This window comes from Shewanella pneumatophori, from assembly GCF_023283895.1.
Taxonomy (GTDB): domain Bacteria; phylum Pseudomonadota; class Gammaproteobacteria; order Enterobacterales; family Shewanellaceae; genus Shewanella; species Shewanella pneumatophori.
The window spans coordinates 69,761-94,765 of record NZ_JAKILB010000013.1; the positions used below are offsets into that span (position 1 = coordinate 69,761).

22 protein-coding genes are annotated in these 25,005 nt (G+C 43.1%); 19 read left to right on the forward strand and 3 right to left on the reverse strand.

Annotated elements, in window-relative coordinates:
• Positions 1 to 196: 196 nt before the first annotated feature.
• The 3 genes from L2740_RS17245 to L2740_RS17255 are packed head-to-tail and all read right to left on the reverse strand — an operon-like array spanning position 197 to position 3,202.
• Positions 197 to 781, reverse strand: a complete 585-nt coding sequence (locus tag L2740_RS17245) for a TlpA family protein disulfide reductase (RefSeq protein WP_248951318.1) — start codon at positions 779 to 781, stop codon at positions 197 to 199.
• Complete coding sequence (locus L2740_RS17250) at positions 774 to 1,232, reverse strand: cytochrome c-type biogenesis protein (RefSeq protein WP_248951319.1); 459 nt, start codon at positions 1,230 to 1,232, stop codon at positions 774 to 776. The genes L2740_RS17245 and L2740_RS17250 overlap by 8 nt, the downstream gene beginning before the upstream one ends.
• Positions 1,229 to 3,202 (reverse strand): heme lyase CcmF/NrfE family subunit, encoded by a 1,974-nt coding sequence (locus L2740_RS17255; protein ID WP_248951320.1) that lies wholly within the window; start codon positions 3,200 to 3,202, stop codon positions 1,229 to 1,231. The genes L2740_RS17250 and L2740_RS17255 overlap by 4 nt, the downstream gene beginning before the upstream one ends.
• Positions 3,203 to 3,756: 554 nt before the next feature.
• On the opposite strand from L2740_RS17255, the gene L2740_RS17260 reads away from it, so the two are divergent.
• The 19 genes from L2740_RS17260 (at position 3,757) to L2740_RS17350 (ending at position 24,829) form a co-directional block, all read left to right on the forward strand.
• Entirely contained in the window at positions 3,757 to 5,793 is a 2,037-nt protein-coding gene (locus tag L2740_RS17260) for a multiheme c-type cytochrome (RefSeq protein WP_248471381.1), read from the forward strand.
• 60 nt (positions 5,794 to 5,853) lie between these two features.
• A complete protein-coding gene (locus L2740_RS17265) occupies positions 5,854 to 6,282 on the forward strand; it encodes a rhodanese-like domain-containing protein (protein ID WP_248951321.1) in 429 nt (142 codons plus the stop codon).
• Between the two features lie 37 nt (positions 6,283 to 6,319).
• A complete protein-coding gene (locus L2740_RS17270; protein WP_248951322.1) occupies positions 6,320 to 7,123 on the forward strand; it encodes an FKBP-type peptidyl-prolyl cis-trans isomerase in 804 nt (267 codons plus the stop codon).
• A 31-nt stretch (positions 7,124 to 7,154) separates the two neighbouring features.
• Positions 7,155 to 7,892, forward strand: coding sequence for a tetratricopeptide repeat protein (locus tag L2740_RS17275; RefSeq protein ID WP_248951323.1), 738 nt, complete (start codon positions 7,155 to 7,157; stop codon positions 7,890 to 7,892).
• A 77-nt stretch (positions 7,893 to 7,969) separates the two neighbouring features.
• Complete coding sequence (locus L2740_RS17280; protein WP_248471377.1) at positions 7,970 to 8,677, forward strand: 4Fe-4S dicluster domain-containing protein; 708 nt, start codon at positions 7,970 to 7,972, stop codon at positions 8,675 to 8,677.
• 2 nt (positions 8,678 to 8,679) lie between these two features.
• A complete protein-coding gene (nrfD, locus tag L2740_RS17285; protein ID WP_248471376.1) occupies positions 8,680 to 9,627 on the forward strand; it encodes an NrfD/PsrC family molybdoenzyme membrane anchor subunit in 948 nt (315 codons plus the stop codon).
• A gap of 309 nt (positions 9,628 to 9,936) precedes the next feature.
• Positions 9,937 to 10,425 carry a nitrous oxide reductase accessory protein NosL gene (locus L2740_RS17290; RefSeq protein ID WP_248951324.1) on the forward strand — a complete coding sequence of 163 codons (489 nt, stop codon included), beginning with the start codon at positions 9,937 to 9,939 and terminating at the stop codon, positions 10,423 to 10,425.
• A gap of 149 nt (positions 10,426 to 10,574) precedes the next feature.
• A complete protein-coding gene (gene nosD / locus L2740_RS17295; RefSeq protein WP_248951325.1) occupies positions 10,575 to 11,882 on the forward strand; it encodes a nitrous oxide reductase family maturation protein NosD in 1,308 nt (435 codons plus the stop codon).
• Between the two features lie 59 nt (positions 11,883 to 11,941).
• Complete coding sequence (locus L2740_RS17300) at positions 11,942 to 12,850, forward strand: ABC transporter ATP-binding protein (protein ID WP_248951364.1); 909 nt, start codon at positions 11,942 to 11,944, stop codon at positions 12,848 to 12,850.
• A 1-nt stretch (position 12,851) separates the two neighbouring features.
• Positions 12,852 to 13,697 (forward strand): ABC transporter permease, encoded by an 846-nt coding sequence (locus L2740_RS17305; RefSeq protein ID WP_248951326.1) that lies wholly within the window; start codon positions 12,852 to 12,854, stop codon positions 13,695 to 13,697.
• 275 nt (positions 13,698 to 13,972) lie between these two features.
• Positions 13,973 to 15,256 (forward strand): winged helix-turn-helix domain-containing protein, encoded by a 1,284-nt coding sequence (locus L2740_RS17310; RefSeq protein ID WP_248951327.1) that lies wholly within the window; start codon positions 13,973 to 13,975, stop codon positions 15,254 to 15,256.
• Between the two features lie 584 nt (positions 15,257 to 15,840).
• On the forward strand, positions 15,841 to 16,695 hold the full coding sequence (locus tag L2740_RS17315) for a hypothetical protein (RefSeq protein WP_248951328.1): 855 nt from the start codon (positions 15,841 to 15,843) through the stop codon (positions 16,693 to 16,695).
• An 88-nt stretch (positions 16,696 to 16,783) separates the two neighbouring features.
• Positions 16,784 to 17,341, forward strand: coding sequence for an imm11 family protein (locus L2740_RS17320; protein WP_248951329.1), 558 nt, complete (start codon positions 16,784 to 16,786; stop codon positions 17,339 to 17,341).
• A 156-nt stretch (positions 17,342 to 17,497) separates the two neighbouring features.
• Positions 17,498 to 18,175, forward strand: a complete 678-nt coding sequence (locus L2740_RS17325; protein WP_248951365.1) for a lysozyme inhibitor LprI family protein — start codon at positions 17,498 to 17,500, stop codon at positions 18,173 to 18,175.
• Positions 18,176 to 18,403: 228 nt separating this feature from the next.
• Positions 18,404 to 18,580, forward strand: coding sequence for a DUF6435 family protein (locus tag L2740_RS17330; RefSeq protein ID WP_248951330.1), 177 nt, complete (start codon positions 18,404 to 18,406; stop codon positions 18,578 to 18,580).
• Positions 18,581 to 18,777: 197 nt separating this feature from the next.
• Complete coding sequence (locus tag L2740_RS17335) at positions 18,778 to 19,398, forward strand: TetR/AcrR family transcriptional regulator (protein ID WP_248951331.1); 621 nt, start codon at positions 18,778 to 18,780, stop codon at positions 19,396 to 19,398.
• Positions 19,399 to 19,457: 59 nt separating this feature from the next.
• Positions 19,458 to 19,751, forward strand: a complete 294-nt coding sequence (locus L2740_RS17340; protein WP_248951332.1) for a DnaJ family domain-containing protein — start codon at positions 19,458 to 19,460, stop codon at positions 19,749 to 19,751.
• 279 nt (positions 19,752 to 20,030) lie between these two features.
• A complete protein-coding gene (locus tag L2740_RS17345; RefSeq protein WP_248951333.1) occupies positions 20,031 to 21,620 on the forward strand; it encodes a hypothetical protein in 1,590 nt (529 codons plus the stop codon).
• A 347-nt stretch (positions 21,621 to 21,967) separates the two neighbouring features.
• Positions 21,968 to 24,829, forward strand: a complete 2,862-nt coding sequence (locus L2740_RS17350) for a hypothetical protein (protein ID WP_248951334.1) — start codon at positions 21,968 to 21,970, stop codon at positions 24,827 to 24,829.
• Positions 24,830 to 25,005: the final 176 nt, after the last annotated feature.

Here is a 25,005-nt window from a genome sequence, read left to right on the forward strand (position 1 = left end):
TCGGTCAGGGGAGACAAGGCTGTTGGCGTAGTGATTAATATTGTTTTCAATATAACTATCAAACAGGCATTAACGAAGCCAAATATCACCATGGAGAGGTGAAAGTCATAACCCACCGAAATGGGCGTTTAGCGAGGAAAACAGGATTGGTGAGTTAGTGTTTACTCACTAATCAAATCAATAGCTAATCTAACGATTAGCGCTGAGCATACTTAGCGGTAAGCTTTTCAAGGTATGGTTGTACCTCTTTGTCGCCCCAGTCTAAATAACCGCGTAAAAAGCCAACAAGGTTACCTGAACCGTCAAACACATAAGTTGCTGGCACAACATCAGCAGGCATAATTTGGTCGATGGTTTTTTTCGGATCTAACCAAGTTTGGTAGTGACCTAAGTCGTGGCGGTCTAAAAATGCCTGAACTTTATCGCTCTCTTCATCAATAGAAATCGGTACTACTACTAGATTCTTATCTTTGTTTACCTGACGGATATTCTCCATCTGCGGGATCTCTTTGATACAAGGTGCGCACCATGTTGCCCATAGGTTAACCAGTACTAACTTACCCTTGTATTGCTTCAAGCTAATTTGCTCGCCTTTGGTGTCAGTAAACATCACTTCAGGTACAGAGCGAGCCGACTGCATTTCAATAAAGCGCGACATAATCAATGGCTTTTCAATTGCCTTACCAGTGTCATACACTTTCGTTGAAGCAACCTGAGCGTGGGCTGGGATAAGTAAAGATGAGAGAACCAATAAGCCGCTCAGTAGATATGTTTTATTCATAGGTATTAGCCTTAGTGTTTGCAGGTTTACGTTGTTCGCGGATAAATACGGCTGCAAAGCCGACAATGCCGATTAAAAGTAGAATAGGTCCCAACCAAAGCACAGCGGTTGCTGAGGAAAAGCTAGGTTGATAACGGATTTTTTCGCCATAGCGCTGAACCAAAAAGTCGATGATTGCGGCTTTTGATTCACCTTGCTCTAGCATTAAAAAGATTTGCCCTTTAAGTTCGCTAGCAATCGGCGCGCCTGAGTCAAACAGGTTCTGGTTGACCGACATAGGGCAGCGCAGCTCGTGGGCGATTTCAAAGCCTAAGTCACGAATTTGATCTGGGGTGTAATGGATTTTATCGCTAGCGGCTTGTACTGACGTCTGCACTGAAAGGCTAATGCATAGCAACACTGCAAAACCGACTAATAAACGCATTAGCGTTGAGGTATAAGAGCGGCTCATGCTGGCTCCTTAACTGCAAATTGTGCTGTAGTGAGGGGCTTAGTCGCAGCGACTTGTTGGCGGCGTAAGTTATATAGGCCAGACATCGCCGCAATAAAGCCACCTAACATCATCATCAAGCCGCCAATCCAAATCCAGCAGGCTAATGGCTTATGGCTAATACGCACTAAATATTCAGTGTCACTTAACTGCTGACCACTTGATACATAAAGGTCACGCACCAAGTTACGCATAATGCCGGCTTTAGAGACTTCCATGGCGTTGGTTTTAAAGGTTTGGCGCTGTGGAGTGATATAACCAATATCGTTATTGTCACTGTCAGTCACGCGGATATTAGCTTGGATCGCTGTGTAACTGTGGGACTCAACATCTACCGTTGCTTCATACACAAAGGTATAACCGGCAACAACCTTACCTTGACCTGGGCCCATTCTGAGCAATTCTTGGGTTTCAAAGTTAGACACCGCCGTTGCGCCAATAATGCTGATAGCTACGCCGAAGTGGGCGATTAACATGGCGGCCTTTTTAGCGATAAAACCAGCGCCTTGGGAGCGTAAGCTAAACACCAAGTAGCCTAAGCTTAAAAATATCCAACTAGCGGATGTTGCGCCAATCCATACCCAAGGATCAAAGCCGTCTCGGGTTTGTAGCGCTACCAGCACGCCAATTACTGCAGATGCAGCAAATAACGCAGCGAGTGGATATAAACGGTTTGATGATTCATGTTGCCATTTCACTAGTGGCGCAGCGCCCATCAACAACACAGCGACAAAAGTCAGTGGTACAAAGATGCTGTTAAAGTAAGGCGCGCCAACAGAGAGGGTGCCTAAATCTAATAATTCAAACAGTAGTGGGTAGAAGGTACCTAATAGGACTGATATTGCAGCAACCACTAACACAATATTACCCAGTAGCATCACAGTATCGCGCGACACGAGCGAGAACTCAGACTTCGACTTAATCAAGCCCGCTTTTAGGGCAAACAAGGTGAGTGCGCCGCACACAAATACCCCAAGTAAGAATAGAATCGACATGCCGCGAGTCGGATCTGAGGCAAAAGCATGGACAGATTGCACAATGCCTGAGCGGACTAAAAAGGTGCCCAATAAACTTAATGAGAAAGCCAATAAACACAGTAGCAAGGTAGTGACCTTAAAGCTGCTGCGCTGCTGACTCAGTACAACACTATGCAACAAGGCTGTTGCCACTAACCAAGGGATAAACGACGCGTTTTCAACCGGGTCCCAGAACCACCAACCGCCCCAGCCAAGTTCGTTATAAGCCCACCAAGAGCCAAAAGCATTACCGCCCGTTAAAAATACCCACGCCATTAATACCCAAGGACGCAAGTAGCTAGCGTGCTGCTGAGTAAACTTGCCACCAATTAATGCGGCAATAGCAGCTGCAAACGTCACGGTTAAGCCCACATAACCTAAAAACAACATAGGCGGGTGGAAGATAAGCCCAATGTCTTGCAAGATTGGATTCAGGTCGCGGCCCTCAACAGGGAAGTTGGGCAGCAGGCGGGCAAACGGGTTAGAAGTAAACAGCATAAACAGGTTAAAGCCTGCGATCACAAATGCCAAAATGGCAATCATGCGGCCGATATAAAGCTGATCCTCATAGCGCGATGAGAACACAATCATGCAGCCCCAAATGGCAATTGATACCACCCAAAACAGCATTGAGCCTTCATGGCTCCCCCAAACTGCAGCGACCTTATATAAGGTGGCGAGTTGGGTATTGGAGTGGTTGGCTACGTAAGCAACTGAAAAGTCGTCAACAAGAAATGAAATAAGCAAACATAAAATAGAGGCGCTAATCGTAAATGTCATTAAGGCAGTTAATGTTTTTACATAGCTAAATAAATAGTGATTCTTTGAGTAAGAAGCATAGAGGGGAATAAAAGAAAGTAACACAGCGGTAACTGTGCTTATTATAAGGAAAATAAGTCCGAGCTCTGGAATCATCTATTAACTCTCTATTTATTAACTTATCTACGTTTAAAATTGATTTTAAATTAGTTATTCATTTATAAATGAATTGTCTGTTATCTAATCCAGCACGTTGTTTCTTTATATATAAGTTTTATGCTGTTCACTAAACGTTTTAATCTATGTTTTGCTTGATCATGAATTGCTTATCAAGCTGTTTCGCCCAAGGGTAGGTTATATTAGTAATCTATTTTGTGACCTCTCTAGCCTTTATCAAACCTAGTCTTGCTGCTGATATTTTTTCACGTCTAAATCGGTTGTTTTTAGGTTCTTTTAGATATCAAAAAACGCCATTACAAGTGAAAAACAAAGTTGTTAAATCTTCATAAGTTATTGCTTTTAAATTGAATTCAGCGATTTTTTACTATCTGTGTTTTTCTAGGTCTCATTTCTTGCTGTGCTTCATATTTTTCGCAAAAAAGATGTGGAAAATAGCTGCAACTCAATTGTTCAGTGCATATGTGCAACAAGCGAGTGGCTTAAGAGAATGATGATAAAAATACTATAACTAGATATTTCTAGGAGTGATGATGAAAAGTTGGAAACTTAAAACAGTCGCAAGCGTACTGTTTTGTTTCGGCGCAATAGGTAACGCTAGTGCTGCTGGTGATAAGTACAATAGTATCCCAGAAATGGGTGCATCTGCTAAGAACGCAATTGCAAACTATCAAGGTACAGAACAAACTAAAGGTGTTAAGTCACTACACGATTATATTGTTCAAGAAGATGAGTTATTTGATTTCTTATTTCAAAACCATCCAATGTTCAAATACCAAGAAGAAGGTAACTTAATTGGTGATTACCATATTAGTGACCGTGGTGAAGAATATTTAGATACCGGCGGAAGCCAGGCATACAGTAAGCGTGTTGGCCGTCCAAGTGCTGTTCAGTACCGTCTAGGTGCTAAATCAACATTGGATTTCCCAAACAACTTCGTAGGTCCAGAGAAGTGTGCTGAATGTCACGCGACTCAATATGAGAAATGGCAACGTTCGCGTCACGCTAACGTAGTTCGTTTCCCAAGTGAAATTACAGATAAAGAAGTACCAAACGGCGACTTGAACGCGCCACTATACGGTAGTGAAGCATCAATGCTACCTGACGGTGTTCGTGCAAACGACGTATACGCAATCATCGGTACTCCACGTACTAAGTATGGTTTCTTAGACTCATGGCTAGTTCGTGGTACTTACCACATCCGTGACGGTCTACTATCAGAAGGCACCGGTAAAATGGTTGCTGGTGGTAACCAGTTCTCACGTGGTTGGGCTGAATGGTTAACGCCAGAAATGGCTAAGAAAATCAACAAAGCTATCCCTGAGTTCCCAGTAACACTAGAAGAGTTTGGTGATACAGGTTCACACAAGTGGGGTATGACTTCATACGGTGCTAAGTACGAAAAAGAGATGCTATTCCAACCAGGTAGCTCTTACTGTGAAATGTGCCACACCTACAAGTTCGACTTCCAAAACCAGCAAGAGTTCTTTGATGCACTTGGCGACGCTGAGAAGCTACAGAAGCACACTATCTCTAAAGGTATTGCTTGTGAAGAATGTCACGGCGCGGGCGGTCACTTAGATGGCGGTACTGGCGGCATGCAGTCTAACTGTGAACGTTGTCACCAGCGTTTCTTCTTCGTGGACTCACTAGCTGATACTGAACAAGCTCAAGAGAAAATGGAATACGCATTCGGCGTATACATGAAGTCTGCTTGTCCATCTTGTGGTACTGAAGGTTCACAAATGTATGCTTCTGCTCACTACGAGAAAGGTATGCGTTGTACAACTTGTCACGATCCGCATGAAGTAACAGATGGCGATTTCCTATCTGGTTTCTCTACGCCAAAGCTGAAGAAAGACTGTGTTGACTGTCACGAAGCGCAAGCGCACATCGCTGACAACACAGACACGCATAGCAACCAAACTTGTCAAAGCTGTCACATGCCAAACATGGGTAGCTGTGAGAACTTCGCTGCGATTCAGTTCCCAGACAACGCAGGTTTTGACGCGGTTCGTCGTACTCACATGTGGAAGATTGATATCCACCCAGAGCGTAAGACACTTAACCCACCAGAAGGCAAGCCACGTGATTCAAGCGTGAAAGGCTGGACTGTTGCTAAGAACGAAGAAGATCACAACTACCTAGACCTTATGTGGACTTGTGCTCGTACAGCGATTTCTGACAAAGACGTAGTGGATAACAAGGGTTGTCACAGCCCATTCCAGTCTGAGCTAGAAACTGGCCTACATTACGACGACCAGATGGAAATCTACGGTGAAGTAATGAAGATGCAAAAGCCTGTTAAAGAGGTGTTTGCACAAGTTGAACAAGCTCTTGAGCGCATCGATATGCTACTTGAAGTGACTAAGCTGTCTACTGCAGACAAGACTGAAGTCCTAATGCTAGCTGAGAAAGCACAAGAAACGATTGAGCTAATCAAAGAAGACGGCTCATGGGGTGTTCATGGCTTCCGTTACAGCCAGAAGCGTCTAGACGCTGCACTGACTTATGTTACCCAAGCTCAAAATATTCTTGATGGTGTTGGTTACAGCGCTGCAAAAATGTAATTGAGTTGATATCGACCTCAACTTAGGTACGCCTAAGTTGAGGTAACTAAGAGAGAAATTATGAATAGAGTACTGGGAAGTGTCGTTTTCACCGTCTTGTTGTCAATGCTATCAACCAGCAGTCATGCCGGTGGTGGTCAAGAGATGGGCCCGGCTACATATTATGCTGAAACGTTAAAAACGATCACCATGATGGAAGCACAAACCTTAGTGGGCAAAGAGGGAGTTTACTTCTTTGATGTCAACACCTTGGAATTATGGGCTGAAGGATTCATTCCAGGCGCTGTTTATTTCAACGTAAAAAATTGGAAAGACTTACTGCCGAAAAACAAAGATGCGGTGATGGTGTTTTATTGCGCTAACCGTCTTTGTAATGCCAGTGAAATTGCTGCTCGACACGTGATGAAGTTGGGTTACACCAACGTTCTACAAATGCCTGATGGGATCTACGGATGGCGTTTAGCGAATCGAGTAACAGAAAAGCCATAACGGATTATGTAAATTTATTTTTAGTGAGATTGATAGTATGAAAAAGCTTAAAAAAAGTGTCTTGGCCGTTGTGTCTTGTCTAACCATGTCAGTGTCTATGTTTAGCTTCGCAAGTGGCGACTTTACTACTGATGTTGAAAAGGAATCGTACAGTATTGGTGCGTCATTTGGTCATCATATCTCTAGTCAGGTATATAACCAGTCTCAGCTAGGTGCTGAAGTAGACATGGGTCAAGTTGTTAACGGCTTACTAGACGCGTTAAAAGACGAAACCAAAATGTCTAAAGAAGACATCTTAACCTACCTTAATCAACGCGCTGAAACATTAAACGCTGCTAAGCAAGCTAAGTTAGATGCACTAACTGCAAAGAACATTGCAGCGGGTGAAGCTTTCATGGCTGAAAACGCTAAGAACAGCGATGTGAAGCAAACTGAATCAGGTCTGCAATATGAAGTGATCACCATGGGTGACGGCGAAATGCCAGAAGGCAATGACGTGGTAACCGTGCACTACAAAGGCACCCTGATTGATGGTACTGAGTTTGATAGCACTTATGACCGCGACGAACCTAACCGTTTCTCTTTAGTTACCGTTATTGAAGGCTGGCAAGAAGCACTTGCTCTTATGCCTCAAGGGTCAAAATTCAAGTTAACTATTCCACCTGCACTTGCTTATGGCGACCGTGTTGTTGGCATGATCCAACCTCACTCGACATTGGTATTCGAGGTTGAGCTTGTCAAAGTTGAGCAGCCTGGTGAAGGTTCTCACGGCATGGGCCTAAGTGGTATGGGCATGGGTGGAATGATGGGCGGCATGATGGGCGCCAATCCACACAATTAAATTTGATATTAATTATTGATATAGAGCCAAAATGAATACGTTACTTATTTGTATCTCACTTATCTTATTTTGTTCGCTGGCATTTCTTTTTTGTCATCATTATCGATACGACAATGAAGTTGCTAGTCTCGAAAAAGAAGTGGGGCACTTTTTTGGCTCTAATATAAGTATCGATAGCAATGATACTAAGCAAAACAATAATTATTATTTTGGGTCAATTGGCTTATTTATTCTCAGTGTTTCGGCATTACTTTATTTAACAATTGGCAGTTATGAAAAGTTGGATTCAGCGCAAGTTGATTACAACATTGATTACCTGTTAGTTGCCGATATCAATAAAGGCCAGAAGCTTGCTGAAGATAATCCCGGTGATCCAGTCGTGCTATTAGGGCTAGCCCAGTCGTATATCGACGGCGGCTTATACAATGATGCACTTGTAACGTTAGAGCAGTTATTGGCAATCGATGCTCAAAATACAGAAGCTTTAGGGCTTAAAGCAACGTCTATGTACTACCGCGATGATCGGGTAATGAACATGGACACTTCTTTAGTGATCGCGAGGGCGCTAACTCTACATCATGAAGAATTAAATACCCGTTTATTACTGGCTAACGATGCTTACCTAAATGGTGATTATCAAAAAGCGATTAATAACTGGGAAATTGTTTTAACCAATAAAAAGCAAATATTTAATCGAGACGCCATTAATTATGCAATTAACAAGTCCAAGGGCTTATTAATGCAAGTTAAACCAGCAATGGCTCATTAATCCTAAATTCAGCGCAATAAAAAATATTAAATTAAAAAAATAACGTGTCGGTTTTAAACCGACAATCGGAGGATGCTGTGAGTGAAAATCTAGAGAGACGGAGGTTCCTTAAAGGTCTAGGAGCCAGCTCTTTGATATTGGCACCACTAGGGTGCAGCTCGGTCAAAGAAAAGGAAAATGCCTACACACCGCATTACGTAATGGTTTTCGACCAAAACAAATGTGTTGGTTGTGGTGAGTGTAAGGAAGCCTGTAATAAGGCTAACCACTTACCAGAAGGCAAGTCTCGACTGTTAATGGAACAGCAATCAGGTGCCGTTGAAGGTCAACCTTGTCCACACTGCGGCAAAACTACAGGCTGTGGTTGTGAGCGTAAGTTTGTTCGTGTTTCTTGTCAGCAATGTAAAAACGCACCTTGTGTAACAGTATGTCCTACGGGCGCGGCTCATCGCGATCCTAAGACGGGTATTGTGACTATGGACGCGGCGAAATGTGCTGGTTGTAAGTACTGTATTGGTGCTTGTCCATACGATGCACGTTTCATCAACAAAGAAACCGATGTAGCCGATAACTGTGACTTCTGCTTAAACAGCAAGCTTGCCATTGGCGAGTTACCTGCTTGTGTGCAGCAGTGCCGTTACGACGCATTGATTTTCGGTGATGCTAACGATCCAACTTCTTATGTCAGCAAGTTATTAGCTGTTAAGGATTCGGTAAGAATTAAGCCAGGTTTCGGTACTGAACCTAGCTTGCGTTACATACCTATTGTTAAGCTGGGAGTGTAATCATGGACGGTAATATTGAATTTACAATGGGCCTTTCACAAGGCATCGCGTGGCCTTGGCCAATCGCGGTTTACCTGTTCTTTGCTGGTATTTCTGGTGGTGCATTAGCTGTTGCCCTGTTCATTCGTTTCTACAAAAAACAAACTGAAAACACACCGTTTTTAAAGGCGGCGTCTTTAGTGTCGTTGGTAACGATTGCACTGGGTATGATCTGTCTGGTTTTAGACTTAACTAATCCGCTGTTCTTCTGGCGTATTTTGGTGTTCTACAACCTAAACTCAGTGATGTCAGTGGGTGTTATTGCGCTATCTGCATACATTCCATTAGTTGCGCTAGTAACCTTGTTCGCAATGGAAGAAGAGATCAAAGCTTACAAGCCTTTGAACTTCTTACTACCAATTATCGACAAGTTACGTGGTCTACGCTCACCATCTGAAAAGCTAGTACTTGTACTTGCTATGTCAGTGTGTGCTTACACCGGCTTCTTGATCTCTGCGTTAATTCGTTTCCCAATTATCAATACTTCTGTATTACCTGCGCTATTCGTTGCGTCAGGTCTTTCAGCGGGTGCTGCATCTGCAAAAATGATCGCAGTATCAGTATTTAAAGAAGACCTACACAGCAAAGATATGCATACATTACACGGCCTAGAATGGCCAGTAATGGCTGCTGAAGCGCTGTTCCTATTCATGATTATCATGTCTTTGGCAACAGGTAATGCTGGTGCACAAGCTGCGTTCGCTGGTTTCCATACTGGCGTGTGGGCTAACGTGTTCTGGATTGGTGTTGTTGGTATTGGTTTTGTTGGTCCATTGCTACTTAACTTTGCCACAGGTAAAGCCTTTAGCCATTCAGCTAAAGCCTTCTACATGTCTGGTATGTGTGCAGTGGTTGGCATGATGTGTCTGCGTTTGTTCATCATTTACGCGGGTCAATTGAATGCCATCTAGTCGATATTAGTCGTTTAAACTCACGCTTCCCCGAGCAAGTAATAACGACTAAGAAGACTGAAATAAGTGGCGAACCTGCGGTGGCGTCTCGATAGGAAGAGAGACGCTGCCAAAGGTTCAACACTAGTAATGTTAATTAAGATCTCAAGCGTAATGGCTGCTAAGTTATTGAAGGCTTTCCCTATGAGCATTCAGTGACATGCAGTAATGCTGAGTGATTAATTAACTACGAGTAAGCTAGCCCTTAAGGATGCCGCCCTGCAAGGCTATTTAAGGGCTAGCTGAAAGTACTATAGAGACTGAATTACTATGAAAAAGTTAATCGCTTTACTGCTTCTTATCCCATTTTTAACTGCCTGTGGCGAAAGCAACGCTGAAAAAGCCCAAGTTACAGCGCAAGCGATCCATGAGCATGACCGTTGCCATCTTTGCGGCATGATGATCACTAAGTATCCAGGCCCGAAAGGCCAAGTTCATCTTAAAGGCCAAACGGTAGTACCTAAGTTCTGCTCTACGCGCGATATGTTTAACTTTGCACTGCAACCAGAAAACAAGCGCCAAATTGAAGCCCTGTTCGTTCATGACGCGGGTGCAACTGATTGGGAAAAGCCAACAGACGATGCATTTGTTGATGCTAAAACAGCTTGGTATGTCTACGGCACCAGTAAAAAGGCGGTAATGGGACCAGCTGTTGCTAGCTTTAAAACTCAAGAGGCAGCAAAGCAGTTTGCCCAAGATTTTGGCGGCGCAGTACTTACCTATGAGCAGATTGATATTAGTTTGTTAGCCGGCGAATAAGCCAATTAGCGAGTTATTAATGCTTAGGTACGAGGTTAGCCAATGATACTTAGCCGCTAATACTTAGTCACTAATCCTGCCAATAACTCTATCACTAACAAAGTCTGCGTTTGATGATGTGAGCCAAGGCTCACATCTTGAGTGTGTATATGAAAAGAGTCACCCACAGCCCAATGTTTCCTTTAATTAATTGTCCCGTAAAGTGTATTGCCGCGCTAACGTTGTTGTTTAGTCCACTTAGTTTGGCAGCTAACTATTCAGTTACTAACTCTGATGCATTAAAGGCGCAGCTATCACAGGTTGCTGCGGGTGACACTATTACCCTTAAAGCGGGTGTGTATCTTGGTAATTTTGAGGTGCCACAGGCTATTCACTTAACGGGTGAAAAAGGCGCAATCATTGACGCTCAAGGTGGTGGCATTGCATTAAGTATCCATAGTAGCGACACCAAAATTAGTAATCTGCAGATCCAAAACTGGGGCGCTGACCTATACGAGCTTAACGCTGGTATCTTAGTGAAAGACAACGCCAATAGCGTGCGCATTGAGGGCTGCCGCTTAACTGGCGACGGTTTTGGGATCTATTCAGAAAACTCACACAAAATTACCGTGGCGAATAACGTCATTTCCGGTAATCCTCAGCTATTTAAGCTTGATCGCGGCGACGGCGTTTACCTAAAAGGCGTTGATGCCCCTGTAATATTCGACAACCATATTTCAAATGTGAGAGACGGGGTTTATCTTGAAACCAGCACTAATAGCCTAGTGTTTAATAATCGTTTCCACTCGCAGCAGTACGGCATTCACTACATGTATACCAAGTACGATGAAGCCTACGGTAACGAAGTAGATAACGTTGATGGCGGTTACGCCATTATGAGTTCTCACTTTGTAAATCTACATCAAAATCAAGCATCTAATGCCCTCGATTTTGGTGTTTTGCTCAATATCAGTAATCACTCCATCGTTAGCAATAATCGCATCTCATTAGCGCACAATCCCCAAGGTAAGCCGGAATTAGGTAATGAGGGCAAAGGGATTTTCATCTACGGCGCTCGCGATAACGAAATCACTCATAACCTGTTTGCAACCAGTGATATTGGCATTTATATGGCCATGGGCGGCGAGGGTAACAAGGTTTATGGCAATCAGTTTGTCAATAATCAAATTCAAGTCAAATACGTTGGTGACTCGCTTTTAGAGTGGAGCCATGAAGGCAAAGGTAACTACTGGAGTGGCTATATGGGCTGGGATGCTAACCATGACGGCATTGCAGATGCACCATATCGCCCTAACGACAGTCTCGACAAACTATTTTGGCTTTACCCTGAAGCTGAATTTTTAATGAACAGCCCTGTAGTCGCGGTACTTCGCTGGGTGCAGAGCCAGTTTGCGTTTGGTCCATCGACAGGCATTGTCGATAGCTTTCCTTTGCTTAACCTTGAAAGAGCCTTGTAAAAATGGGGACTTACATCGAGTTAACAGCCCCTTTAGAGTCGGATGATAAAGAGAACGTAATGGTGACACCCTCAGTAAAGCTAACCGATGTTAGCCTTAAATATAACGATTTTACTGCACTTAACCATGTCAGTTTTGAGGTTAATGCGGGCCAAACTATGGCGCTGCTGGGCCACAACGGCGCCGGTAAATCGAGTCTGATTAAAGTTATTCTGGGCTTGATTACGCCAACAGCGGGCACGGCAGAAGTGATGGGGCAATGTGCCCACAAAAATCACCAAAAACGCAGCATTAACTTAGGTTATCTGCCTGAGGATGTCAGCTTTTACGACAAGCTAAGCGGACGTGAAGTACTGTGTTACTTCGCCGCGTTAAAGGGCGTAGGTTTAGCCCGCATCGACTCACTGATTGAAGAGTTTGGCCTAGGTTATGCTCAGCACCGTCAGTTGAAAACTTATTCTAAAGGTATGAAGCAGCGCCTTGGTGTGGCGCAAGCTATTTTGTCAGAGCCAAAAATCTTACTGCTCGACGAGCCAACCGTAGGACTTGACCCACAAGCCTCACAGTTTCTTTATGGCAAGATCAACGAGCTTAAAAACGCAGGTTGTGCGGTGGTGATTTCAACCCATGAGCTGTCGCTAGTTGAGTCTCACCTTGATACCGCACTGATTATGGCGCGCGGCAAGCGCAGAGCTCTTGGCACTTGCGCTGAGCTAAGCCGTGCGAGCGCACTTAAATCTAGTATTCAGTTTGATGAGTTAGCCGAGCAAGTCAAAAGTAACGCCTACCTGCAGCAGTTCTATCACCAAGGCGTGTTGCAATTCGACTCAGAAGATAAAGCTGACATCGTTAAGCACTTGGTATCTCAGTGCCAAGTATTCGATTTTGAGATAAAAGAGCCGAGGCTCGAAGATATATATCATGAATTAATGGGGCAATCTTTATGCTCCCCAGTGGAGCAGGCTTAACATGTTAATCACTCGACTCACTTCGCCAATTCTAATTATCGCCTACAAAGAGATCTGCGACAGTTCGCGTAATCGCTGGCTAACCTTTATGGGCAGCATGTTCCTGTTATTGTCGTTAAGCGTTAGCTTTGCTGGCAGCGCGGTCACTGGTAGCTTGTACCTACCAGAGCTTGATAGCTTGATGAGCAGCCTATCGACTATCTCTGTATTTATCATCCCATTAGCAGCCATTTTACTGTGCTACGACAGCTTTGTCGGTGAAGATGAATCCGGCACCTTGTTGTTATTGCTGTCTTACCCGCTGACACGGATGCAAATTCTGTTTGGCAAGCTGCTCGGGCATGTCACGGTAATGCTAGTGGCTACTGGCGCGGCGTTCGGTCTTACTGCGGTATTGCTGCTAATGCTTGGTGAGCACTACCAAAAGGGTGAGTTAATAAGTGCCTTCGTGCAGTTTCTAATTAGCAGTAATTTGTTAGCACTCACGTTTATTTTAATCAGCTACATAGTGAGCCTAAAAAGCACTGAAAAGGCCAAAGCCATAGGCGGTTTACTGTTAATTTGGTTCCTGTTTGTGCTGATTTACGACCTATTATTGTTAACCATATTAGTATCTGATTTTTCATTTGCGAACCAGTATGTAATTAATGCGCTTATCGCTATGAGCCCAACGGATCTGTATCGCGCCATCAACTTGGTTGCGATTGATGGCAATCAAGCGAGTGGTAGTTTAGCCATGCTAGCCAATTCCGACTGGGGACTACCAGGCATGTATGGCTTACTTTTGCTTTGGATTGGCTCATTAACTGCTATATCTCATCGTATTTTTAAATATAAGCCATTGTAACGACGTTATTTTAGTCACAAGAGCATAAAGCGATTGGATAAAGCTCATTTAGGTAGCGCAGCTAATTTATTAAGTTCTTAAATTGTGAACATTAGCTGCAAATACCCATCTCAACTACCTAATTTGGGTTAATTATCACATTCTACTTAAGCACTTAACGGTAGAATTTATCCGCTTGTACGCTTGCCTCTAAACGACCTCATCCGTGTTTTACCCACCTTTTGAGGTTGTTTAGGGATACAACAATTACGCAAAAGAATTAAAAGAGGTTAATTGTGTTGAAAATCACTCCTTATTTGGAGTTAGATACTGAGGCTAACCAGCTCGTTGATCACGTTAGTGGCAAAAAAGTCAGTTTAACGTTCTCAGAATCCGCAGTACTGCACCGACTTCTATTGTCGTCAAAGCCAGTGTGTTCCAAAGAGGAATTGCTCAGCGCAGGCTGGCCCGACCGTGTTGTTGCGGTAACCTCCTTAACTCAATGTATTAGTACCTTGCGTAAAAAGCTCGATCCTTATCGAGAAGTGCAGCTAAAAACCATCGCTCGCCGTGGTTATCAATTACATATCTCAACTCAATCCCATGTAAAAATGCTTGCGGTAAATGACGCCGAGTCAATGAAAGCCGCCATATTCGATGTTTCACTATTAGTGAAAATATCCGGCATTGTCGTGTTACTGGCATTAGCCTTATGGGCTTGGTATGGCAGTGATTATCATAAAATAAAGCAGAACCTATCTCGCTGGAGCGCTGACACCCAAGTTGAGTTACAAATCGGTGGTTTAAAGGGCAATGCCCAACTGCTTTATAAAGACGAAGCTCAGCATTTACACCCTTTTATGTGGGAAAAGCACCTAGAGCCAGACAATAACTTTATGACCTGTCATAAAGGCTTCAATGCGTTTGCGGCTACCGACGGTGAAAACTACTCGATGGCTATTTGCCCGGGGACTGACCAAGAGCAATGTGCAGGTAAGGGCTTAATTAACATCACTTCTGTTGACTCTGAACCGGCGAATCTAAATATGCCAGAGTTTATGGAGTTATCGACAGCCATGGAGCAGCGTATTCGCTACAACCGCGTTATGCTGCCAGAAAGCACTGAAACTAAAGGTTCGCTGCTGGAACATAACTACCAGGCTGACGTGTATTTTCCGGTAAAAGATGAGCTACTTATCCGCGCCGATATCAATATGTCACTGATTTATGATTCAGATGATACCGGCGAGTTTCACTCGTCGACCTGTATTACCGATGAGGACTGTTTAACCACACCAATTAAGTACAAGGTACGCGGTAAGTTCAAGCAATACTCAGGTATGGTTGATGGTTTAAAGGCTGATATCTTCCAAGTGCGAGTACAGCAAAAAGACCTGATTAAACCGGATAAATTGAATGACTCAGCGGTACGTTTTTATCGCGATTTGCGTAAGCGCGATATTAAAGATGAAGAGCTGTATTTTATTCGAGTACATCAAGATCATAAAACCGCAGTTTGGGTCATTCCTTTGTTTGGCCAAGTTACGGCTTGGTACCATTATGAGAGATTCGATATCTAGGCTCATATCGAGCTGAGCTGGTTAAGTTTAGCGTGTTTATTGAGTCCGAAGTATCACTTTGGAAGCCCACGGTTATGTGGGCTTTTTTGTGCCCATTTTTTGGCGTGTAGCTCTGCTGCTGAGCTTTGTTGGTGTAGAGCAATCAAACTTCGTTTGATAAAGGTCGTGAACTTCCAGCTCACACTCGGGCAAAAGGGGGACAACAGCTTCCCCCTCTTGCATCACCCGAGCCGCCCCTACGAAGTTGTCTTCCTCATACTCCAATAAAAATCGCCTAACGGCTCAGATGGGACATCCATGTCCCCCCGAGCCTAAACCATCATCCATGATGGTTCTACGGCATTTTCATTTCTGTATTTCGGCAACTTCGATGGGGAATTGATGCTTCCTGTGAGTTATCTGCTTTAATCTTTTAAAGTTTAAATATGCGGATACTTTATCTGTATTGTTCTTGATTTTGAGACTTATTATGCGAGAAATAAGTGTCATGGTAAGTCTTAGAAATTTTAATTAGAGAGCTTTAAGTTTAATTTTATTTTTAATTGAATAGGTTAGTCGTATTATAACTTAAGGATATTAATTGGGTGCTAGTAGTTATTAGAATTGGAATCTATGGATATGAGTGTACAAAAGAAGCGATCTTAAACGGCTATATAATTGTTCCTCTTTACACCAATTATTCAGATGTTAGAAAACTAGCAAACGACGAGAATTATTACCACTTAACAGCGTTTTTGGAGTTGATTGATACTAACAATCTTACTGTCGATGAGTTCATATTTGATCTTGAAGCAGTCTTGTCGTTTGCCGTCCAGAAAGATGTATTGATTCGAAATAAACTTAATATTAATGAATGCGTTACCGATCTGGGTGATGACTACCCTTTGAGATTGGAGGGGGCTGGTAGGCGCACTAGTCGTACAAGTGTTGTAACAAACGATACAATTAGTCCGGACTCTAGGGCTATATATATTGGTTTGGCTATGAAAGCTTTAGCTAGCAATACTAGTGAGTCAAAATCTTTTCGAAAAGCTTTTTTTAAAGTGAATGAAGTTTTTAAGGCTCGACAGCATTTCATTGATGTATCTTACTACCTACTATTTTCGGCATTGGAATCGTTGTGTCGTTCTATAAAAAATGACTTTGCTTCAAAGAATTGCGCTAAACCTATCATGTTAGTACTCAATGAATATGGATTTGATATTCAGGAGACTTTGTTATCTAAACCTCATCAGTCATTTATGACATATGTGCATTTAAGAAATGCTCTATTCCACAATGGTCTTTTGGAAAAGGAGGTCAATACTCCTTCCGGAGAGACTGTTATATATCGGCAATCGGAGTTTTACTCGACCTTCTCTCGACTAATACCGCTAGTTATCTTGAAGTACATAGACTTTGATGATGGTTTTATTGATTGGAACGGTTGGGTTAACTAACCAGCTTAACTATAGACACCCATAGTTAATGTAGGATGGAACCCACGACTTTAGATGTTAAACGCAGTCTAACTGGAAGAAGCAATTAATGATTAATGAAGAATATTACGTTTGGACTGAAGACTGTCAGTTTGGCTTGCTTGATGCTGTTAATGAGTTGACTGAAACTGTTCAAAATAAAAGAGAATTGCTGTCGGTTGATGAGGCTTTAGCGTACAGGATAACAACTCAAGGTGACAGTGAGCTGTTAGCTGATGTTTACTATTCGCCTAAATTTGTATTGAGTGAAAAATTGTACGCTCTGCTGCGCCCGTATGATTTGCCGTATGTGCAATTTATTCCTGCCAATATTGAACAGCTATCAGCAAAATTTTATCTGCTAAAAGTCATCAACTTTATCTCATTGATTGATGAGAAAAAGTCAAAAGTGACCATCAGAAGAGGTAATATCAAAAATGTTGTTCGGTTTTTACTATCAAGCGAGTTGGCCAATATCAACCTTACAGATAGACTGATATTTAAAGTTGGCCACAGCCCTGTGACCGTGGTGCATAAATCCATAGTCGACTCTTTAAACGCACATAACCTTCAAGGTCTGCACTTTATTCCAGTGACAGCATGGAGCCCATGGGCTGGTGGCGCATAGGTGTTCACTACCTTTTTCAAGCTAGGCTCGGATCTGTAGCATTGTGAAAAATTGGTTCATAGAAAACTATTCACAATCAATGTTTGTTTATCAACTGAGATTATGAGACAACCCCATATTAGATAATAGGATGATAAATATAGGGTTAAATAAGTGATGAACCTCAAGCTAATCACTCTACTGGCATGTCTGCTCGGGTACTCAAGTATTGGCTATGCAGCCAGTTTCGATTGCGCTAAAGCCAAGGCTAAGATTGAAAAGCAGATCTGTGCTGATGATGAGCTGAGTAAGCTAGACACCGAGTTAATGGCTGCTTACAAGCTGTATCGAGGCCAGCTTGCTGATGATGACAAACTGTTGCTAAAACATTCGCAAAGAACTTGGCTGAAGCAGCGCAACAAAGATTGCAGTGATAATACCCCAGCTTGTGCAGATATTTACCAGCGACGCATTACACAACTGTTAATGCAAGTATCTGAGGGTAAACAGCTTTCAGTTAAAGACTATTATCAGCACTTTAATATGCGAAGCATTTATAGCTCCTACGGCCAACGCTTAAAGTATTATTGTGAGTCATACCCTAAAGACTTCTTTAAAGCGCCGCAGTTTATCTCTGCCACTAAGCTTGAAATGATCGACGGTGATAACATCTGGACAGTCTCAATAGCGCCGGGTAACCACGTTACCATGGGCAATCAAATTACCTCGGGTACTTATCACTCAGTGTCTTCCCATAGACTGTACTTTGATAAAAATAACAATGATTGGCGTACGTTACAGACATTTATTAGCGTGCCTGAAGATTGCGTAGCTTATTCATCACAAGACATGTAAAAGTAAAAGTGGGGCTGAGGTTGCAACTAGTATTGTGAATACGATATAGCCCTAAGTGAGCTTATTTTTACTACTTAGTTAATCTTTTCTCTGTAACTCAGCGTATTGCAAATTACACACAAAACGGCTGCTTATACCTTATGGCTAGCAGCCATTGGATTAATAGCTGACCTAACTGCTGCTTATGAGTCGCAGCATACTAAGCGTTAGCTTAAGTGGAGAAAAGCTGTGTTTTCAATATTTAAACGAGACCCTGCCAAGAAACTTAAAAAACAGTATTTTGCTAAGCTTGAGCAAGCAATGCTTGCTCAGCGGAAAGGCGATATTAGAACCTATTCTCTGCTTACAGCTGAAGCGGGCGAAATCGATAGACAAATATCGAGCTTCAATAACTCATCAAGCTAGTGAATTTACTGTAGCCCAATACATTTCACATTTTTATTCAGCGCGTTCTATGGGCAAGCTGTTGCATTATTAAATCCCTTTTTAGGCTTTAAAATTGTTGATTTTAAAACATGCTTAAATTAAATTAACACCATTAACTTAATGGTGTTAACTAAGTTGTTCAATTATTAGTTGTGCGGCTAAATGCGTGGTAAATAATGGCTATAACAAATACTAAGGGCAGGCCCGCTCAAATTTCTAAAGTTGAGGTTATCGAGTGCGCTTTACACTTGGGGCTGCATAACTTTTCTATGCACTCTTTGGCCAAGAAGCTTGGGGTCAGTGCTACAGCGCTTTATCGGCATGTTAGCTCACGGGAAGAGCTGATTATTTGTTGCTGTGACTATGTGATGCAGCGTGTGGATATTCCTACTGAAACTCAGTGGCAGCAATATCTGTACGCTTTTGCGAGAAACTTTAGAGACACCTTGCTTGCTACCCCCAACTCGGTGCAATTTATTCGCCATAATCAGCAGTTTACGCCGGCAACATGCATATTGGTGAATGATGCATTAGGTATATTTAGAGCTGATAATTTTGATGCTGAAGTTGGGTTTATGGCTTTTGCCTGCGTGTATACTCGGGTCACGGATATTGTACAACACCAAGAGCAAGCTAGGGCTAACTCTGCAGACAAACAAGAGTTAACTGTAGATGCTGAGGCGTTGCCTAATCTAGCGTGGTTATTCTCCCAAACTAAACCTGTCGATTATCAACAGTATTTTGAAGACGGCATAAAAATAACCCTAGAAGGACTAAAGGCCGTATATGGCAAGTAGGCGGGTTAGTTTACCTGCTGTGTTGTTGGTTATTACTGTATTTGTGGGCGGGAAATCGTATGAGTTTATATGTTGAAGACTATATATCTAGGCAAGTTAAAAAAATTACTGAATCGGGTGAAATGGAAAACAATCCACATCAAGGTAAACGCTTAGAGTTAGACAGTTATTTTAGATCTCCTGCTGAGAATAGAGCGATTAATCGCTTTTTGTCAGATACAGGTTTTGTACCGCAAAAGATCCAAATTTTGGCCGAAATTAAAATGCTCGAATCTCAACAAGAGCAAGAATATAACTTAGATACTCAGCTTAAGATAAATGCCTTAAGGTTGAAGTACGATATGACAAAATAGCCCCTGTGATATTGTGAGTAGGTGATGCCTTTTAGTCAATGATAGTGGTAATTACCGCCGTAATTAGGGCTTATCTATCTGAGGTAAACCAGGTTATCGTTATAACATTTTAATTTTTTCTAATCTTTTGATTTCTATCAGTGTAATACTTGTTTCAATGCTCAATATTATGTCCTGAACAAGCTTTATCTACCGGCAAATAGCCCTTATAGTCTCAGGGGTAAGTTGTTGGCCGCAGAAAAATCAGGGTTTTAATGATCAAACCCGACAAGGAATAATATGCGTTATTACATAGAACAGTCTGTTAGAGACCCAAGCCCGGGGTTAAGGATTATTGAGCGTAATCCTGATGGTAGTGAGACAGTTATCTGGTATCTGCAAACTCAGCATAGCCATCTTATATTGCAAGAGATCCGTGGCGATTATCTGCTATTGGGAGATTGGGACGGCAAGTTCAGTCGTTTTCATATTCCGAGCCAAACATTGACCCACACTCAGCGCTTGGCGGGTGAAGTGAGTATTGGCGCTGTTGTTTCTAGTGGTGGTTTTACCATTATGGTGACCATGAATAACGAGAATGACTATAACATTCCGACCTTGGTTCGCTTAGATTGCAATAACCTGTCTATTCTCAGTGACTTTAGATTGCCATTCGAGCTCAACAATGAAGATGACGAAGAGGATGAAGATAGCGAACTAGACACTGATGATGAAGATTTTGAGCCGCAAATCGACTGCTACAAACTTGATGTTTATCGTCCGAGAGAGCCTATAGCTGGGCAATTGTGGTTATACGCCTGTAATACCAATAGCAGCTGGGATAAGCCTAAACCCCACGAGTTTTATCGACTGGATATGCTGGCGCAGCAAGAATCTTTACTTACACTGCCTGGGGTTGGTAACGCTGATAACGAGTTGTGCATGCCAGCGCTGAATTTGGCTGCCAATCTAGGCGTTATGCTGAGTTGGGATGCTGCACCAATGATAGCCCAAAGTGCAGACCATAATGGCGAGCCAGCCATTCAACTGCAGTTAGAATTGTTTGATATCGAGCAGTGCGAAGTTATTCGCAAGCTACCGCTACGCTGCTATAGCTTTGAGCAATTACAAGATATTAGAGTCGATATTGATGTATTGCAGGAGGGCCCTGATGAGGATGCTGAGCAATATTTCGAGGAGTTATCTGATCTCTACAAAGAGCTTAAAGACATGTGTTGGCAGGATGATAAGCTGCTGCTTACCTTTGAAGATCAAAGTCTGTTACTCGATATTAATGGCCATGCTGAGCCATTTACTGCAGCAAGCAAAGCTGCGAATAGTCATTCAGACACAAAGCGCAGTTACTTGCCTGAGGCAATATTGGCTGAACAGTTGGCAGGTTGTCACCCGATTAAAACTGATGACATTCCACAGGCTATGCAACAAATGCTGGCGTTATGCAAAGATGTTGGCTCAGCCCGCTATGGCGACCTGTTCTCATTCGCGCTAGTTGACAGTGCGGGTAATCGAGTGAAACCAACAGCTTTCTACCAACAAGCTGTGCAACAACATGCTGAAGTCATGCAGGAGATGGTGACTGCTTATTGCGATTATCTAGACACCACTAGATTAAAAAACAATTTGTGGGAAGGGGATTATTGTACGGGCTCTTTATGCCATGTTGTTTATGCGCTTGTGTCCACAGGTGACGAAGCTAAGCTGCCTTTAATTGATCGCTTTATCAGTTACATTGACCCTGACCATGAGAGTTTTGTCAGAGAGGATTTGCTGCCAAAGTTAGCTGCTGTATTTGATGAAAACTTGCCTTTAGTGCAGAACATCAGAGGCTGGTTTGAGGAAGACTGGGAAGACGATTGGCAAGAAGAGTAAGCGAGTTTTAAAGGGTGTTGTAGCACCATTTTATCTGTAATGGGAGGGCTTATATAGCCCTCCATCACTCTTAAGTTGGCAGTTAAATCAGCTGTGATTATTGATATTGCTGAGCATCCATGCAGTCACTTGGTCAGGCTCTAGCCTGTATTAAGCTTTACACAGATTGGTATTAATTCATCTCGTATCAGCTAGAGCCACATTCAAAGTGTCAATCAAGCCAGTATTCAACCATACACTGGCAGCTATTTTCATAAGAATTATTCGCAATTTTTTTTATGGCACGCTAACCTGCGGTCGCTTTATCTATTTGTTTTCTTATTCTATTCAACCGCCAAGGATGTCGTATGGCTCAGTTTGATAAGCATGTTTCTATCGTTGTAGATCCTAAATCCCCTCAAAGTATTACCGCTGCACTTGCTGAGTATCGTCAGCGCTTACAAGACGGCTCAGCGCTGCGCTTAACCATGAATTTGATGCTGAATGTGCGGTTTGTTAAGGCGGATGGCTCTGAGTTAACCTTGGACGATGCCGGCGATAATCGTGCTTTGGTAGAGTTGGCGATTAACGCTTGCCGCTTTGATGAGCAACATGCCTATATTACTGAACCTGTGGTATTTGCCGCAGCGCTAAATTTCCCCGAGCTGCTGCCAGAGGTGGTTGCCACGCTTGAGGCTTTAGTGGCGTTTTCTCGCAGCCGCAATGACTCTAACGATCTTTGGTTAGATGATTACAACGCCTTTGGTGTCGAAGCGATTTATATGCTGATTGAGACTGATGCAGCTTATAGCTCAATGCTTACCCGCTTGCTTGTACCGTATTGGGATACGCAAACCATGACAGCGCCGCTTTGTTTACTGGGTGGTTTAGTTGCTAAGCATGGCTGGACGCGAGATTTGATTAAGGCTTATGTTTACTGTGATGGCGCTGAAGTACGACGTTATTTCTATGAAGACGCTTTTGTTGAAGAGCAGGGCTATGACGCGGTGCAGATTGACTTACTTTCACACCTGCAATCTCACCATGATGACTATCTCTATTTTAAAAGTGAGCTAATAGCGCGGCTGCAAGCCATGCCTATTTTACAAATGCCAGATGAGCCTAGCTCACTTGCGCAATTGCTGGTTGAGTATTACAGCACCATGGGTGCATGGCCTGTGGGATGTGAGCGCTGGGAACTTGAAGATGAGTCAGATGAATGGAATGACCGAGTTAAGCAGCAGCTAATTTGTGGCGTTAAGGTTGAAGATGAAATCATAGCTTTAGCGGCAATGCTTACCGAGACTCGCGATGAGTCCACATACTTCTCGGTTGCTGAATCGCAGCGTGGCGAAGTCGAGGATAGTTATAAGATCTGGAGAAATTTTGCAGCAGCAGAGATAGCTGCCGCGCCAGTTATTGAAGACCAGATTGCAGATAAACCAGAGCCTGCAGTTGAACCAGAACCTGCAATTGAACCAGAGCAAGAACTGCCTGCTATTGCATGGGATGATGCAATGGGGCGTAAGATTTTTAGCTGCCTAAACCCAAGAACCGATCTAATTTCTCAATCTCGACTTGAACGCCTTAACGATGAACTTGGCAATCGTGACGGCCAAGAGATTATTGAGGCGTTGCCTTTTATGCCACTGCATTTAGGTAGCAGTGCTTATTTAGCCCTGCGATTACACCAAGATCCAAGCGATGATGAACTCACGGCAATTGGCCAGTGGTTTGAGCAACACTTAAGTCAACTACTGAGTGATTTTGTGCTTAAGTTTTGCAAGGTTGCCGAAGACGATAATGAGGCACTGCGCCAATGGATTTGTGGTGTAGATCTTGATGCACATCAAGCTGTTGCTACCGATATTGACGCCAAAATGATTGAACTAGTCCGTAACGGGTTAGCAAAAGATGGCGGTAAGTCAGGGCCTGAAATCAGTGCTAAACAAGCAGCCTACTGGAACTTGTTTACTCATGATGCAGGCCAGCGCTGTATGTTAACGACTTTGCTGCTACAAAGCGCCAGTCGGTTCACTCAATGCCGTAGCTCAGAGCAACTCACTCAATCTAGCCCCGTTGTTCAGCTTGCAAAACGTCATTGGCAAATGTGGTTAGCCATCGCGCCGCAGCGAGCGATTAACCGTATTATCAAATTTAAAGCTGATTATGGCTTATATGCGGCGATTAATGATCAAGATTCTGAGGCATCACTATTTGATTTATTACAGCAATTTGGTGTTACAGACGCCATGCTGGAAGCATTCACATTAATGGCAGATCAACAGGTTGCAGATTATCGCCCAGCCGATGCGCGCTTTGGGCAACGTTATGCCGCCAAGGTTGAGCAATATGCAGAGTTAGACTTAGCTGATACTTCTATGATTGGCCGCCAGCAACTCAAGCAGTTCGATGCCTTATTACAAGCGCTTGAGTATTGCCGAGAAGATCAAGTATTGGAGTTTTTCCAACACCTTAAAGCACTCAATCCACAGCTTGAACTACCGATCATGCCGATGTTTGAACAAGCCTTATTGAATACTTTAAAAGAAGGTTTTGAGGACGATACAGCGCAAAGCTTGTATGACTGCATCATGGCTTATCTTATTAGCGGTGAGGGCTTAGGTAGCTTGAGCCCACTGGCGTTGAATAAACCAAAGTTACAGGGCTGGAATCCTTACCCTATGTATCGCGGTAAAGTGGGGCCTGCAGACTTTGTCTGGCTATTGCCACAAGAAATGGCTCAGCGTTTAGTACTGTTTTTAGCGCAATTGGGTAAACGTGGTTTGCACTGGTTGGGTCGAAGTTCGGTAGAGAACGCCTATGTGGCGAGTCGTATTCAAGCTGGCGACATAGCAATGGTAGATCGTTGGAGTCACTCAGAGGTAGGCAATGAGCGTCACCGAGACAGTGATATGGGCGATGCGCTCGATGTGGCTAAACAAAACTGGGCGCTTAATTGGCTCGATAGAGCTGGTGTGCCAGAGGCGGCATTGGTGTATTTCGCGGTGCATGAGGGTTACGAACAGCAACAATTTGTGTGCAAGTTAGCCGCCGAAAACCGCTTACCAGATCTGCAAGATTGGTTAACTGCTAACGAGCGGGTGCAGTTACTGGAGATGCTAGCAGATGTTGAGTCGCTACCAGAGCCGAGTAAGCAGAGCTTTTTACAAGATTGCTCCAGCGCAGTAAAAAGCCTAGCTAACAAGTTATTCGCTAATCGCCAATAGTCTAATCGCGACTAGATTGTGGCTAATCTTATAGCCTTTTGAATAAGGGGGTTGTTGCTAATCCCCTTATTATTAGCTGTTAAAAAACAAGCTTGGGCGAATATTTATACTCTGCTTGTGATGTGCTGAAGTCTAAGGTGTTTATTGCACCAAGGATATAACGAACAAACCTTAAT

What these genes read in the sequence shown, in the direction of transcription:
- L2740_RS17245 (WP_248951318.1), bottom strand. Translation starts at nt 781, where the DNA reads ATGAATAAAACATATCTACTGAGCGGCTTATTGGTTCTCTCATCTTTA.
- L2740_RS17250 (WP_248951319.1), bottom strand. Translation starts at nt 1,232, where the DNA reads ATGAGCCGCTCTTATACCTCAACGCTAATGCGTTTATTAGTCGGTTTT.
- L2740_RS17255 (WP_248951320.1), bottom strand. Translation starts at nt 3,202, where the DNA reads ATGATTCCAGAGCTCGGACTTATTTTCCTTATAATAAGCACAGTTACC.
- L2740_RS17260 (WP_248471381.1), top strand. Translation starts at nt 3,757, where the DNA reads ATGAAAAGTTGGAAACTTAAAACAGTCGCAAGCGTACTGTTTTGTTTC.
- L2740_RS17265 (WP_248951321.1), top strand. Translation starts at nt 5,854, where the DNA reads ATGAATAGAGTACTGGGAAGTGTCGTTTTCACCGTCTTGTTGTCAATG.
- L2740_RS17270 (WP_248951322.1), top strand. Translation starts at nt 6,320, where the DNA reads ATGAAAAAGCTTAAAAAAAGTGTCTTGGCCGTTGTGTCTTGTCTAACC.
- L2740_RS17275 (WP_248951323.1), top strand. Translation starts at nt 7,155, where the DNA reads ATGAATACGTTACTTATTTGTATCTCACTTATCTTATTTTGTTCGCTG.
- nrfD (WP_248471376.1), top strand. Translation starts at nt 8,680, where the DNA reads ATGGACGGTAATATTGAATTTACAATGGGCCTTTCACAAGGCATCGCG.
- L2740_RS17290 (WP_248951324.1), top strand. Translation starts at nt 9,937, where the DNA reads ATGAAAAAGTTAATCGCTTTACTGCTTCTTATCCCATTTTTAACTGCC.
- nosD (WP_248951325.1), top strand. Translation starts at nt 10,575, where the DNA reads ATGAAAAGAGTCACCCACAGCCCAATGTTTCCTTTAATTAATTGTCCC.
- L2740_RS17300 (WP_248951364.1), top strand. Translation starts at nt 11,942, where the DNA reads ATGGTGACACCCTCAGTAAAGCTAACCGATGTTAGCCTTAAATATAAC.
- L2740_RS17305 (WP_248951326.1), top strand. Translation starts at nt 12,852, where the DNA reads ATGTTAATCACTCGACTCACTTCGCCAATTCTAATTATCGCCTACAAA.
- L2740_RS17320 (WP_248951329.1), top strand. Translation starts at nt 16,784, where the DNA reads ATGATTAATGAAGAATATTACGTTTGGACTGAAGACTGTCAGTTTGGC.
- L2740_RS17325 (WP_248951365.1), top strand. Translation starts at nt 17,498, where the DNA reads ATGAACCTCAAGCTAATCACTCTACTGGCATGTCTGCTCGGGTACTCA.
- L2740_RS17335 (WP_248951331.1), top strand. Translation starts at nt 18,778, where the DNA reads ATGGCTATAACAAATACTAAGGGCAGGCCCGCTCAAATTTCTAAAGTT.
- L2740_RS17340 (WP_248951332.1), top strand. Translation starts at nt 19,458, where the DNA reads ATGAGTTTATATGTTGAAGACTATATATCTAGGCAAGTTAAAAAAATT.
- L2740_RS17345 (WP_248951333.1), top strand. Translation starts at nt 20,031, where the DNA reads ATGCGTTATTACATAGAACAGTCTGTTAGAGACCCAAGCCCGGGGTTA.
- L2740_RS17350 (WP_248951334.1), top strand. Translation starts at nt 21,968, where the DNA reads ATGGCTCAGTTTGATAAGCATGTTTCTATCGTTGTAGATCCTAAATCC.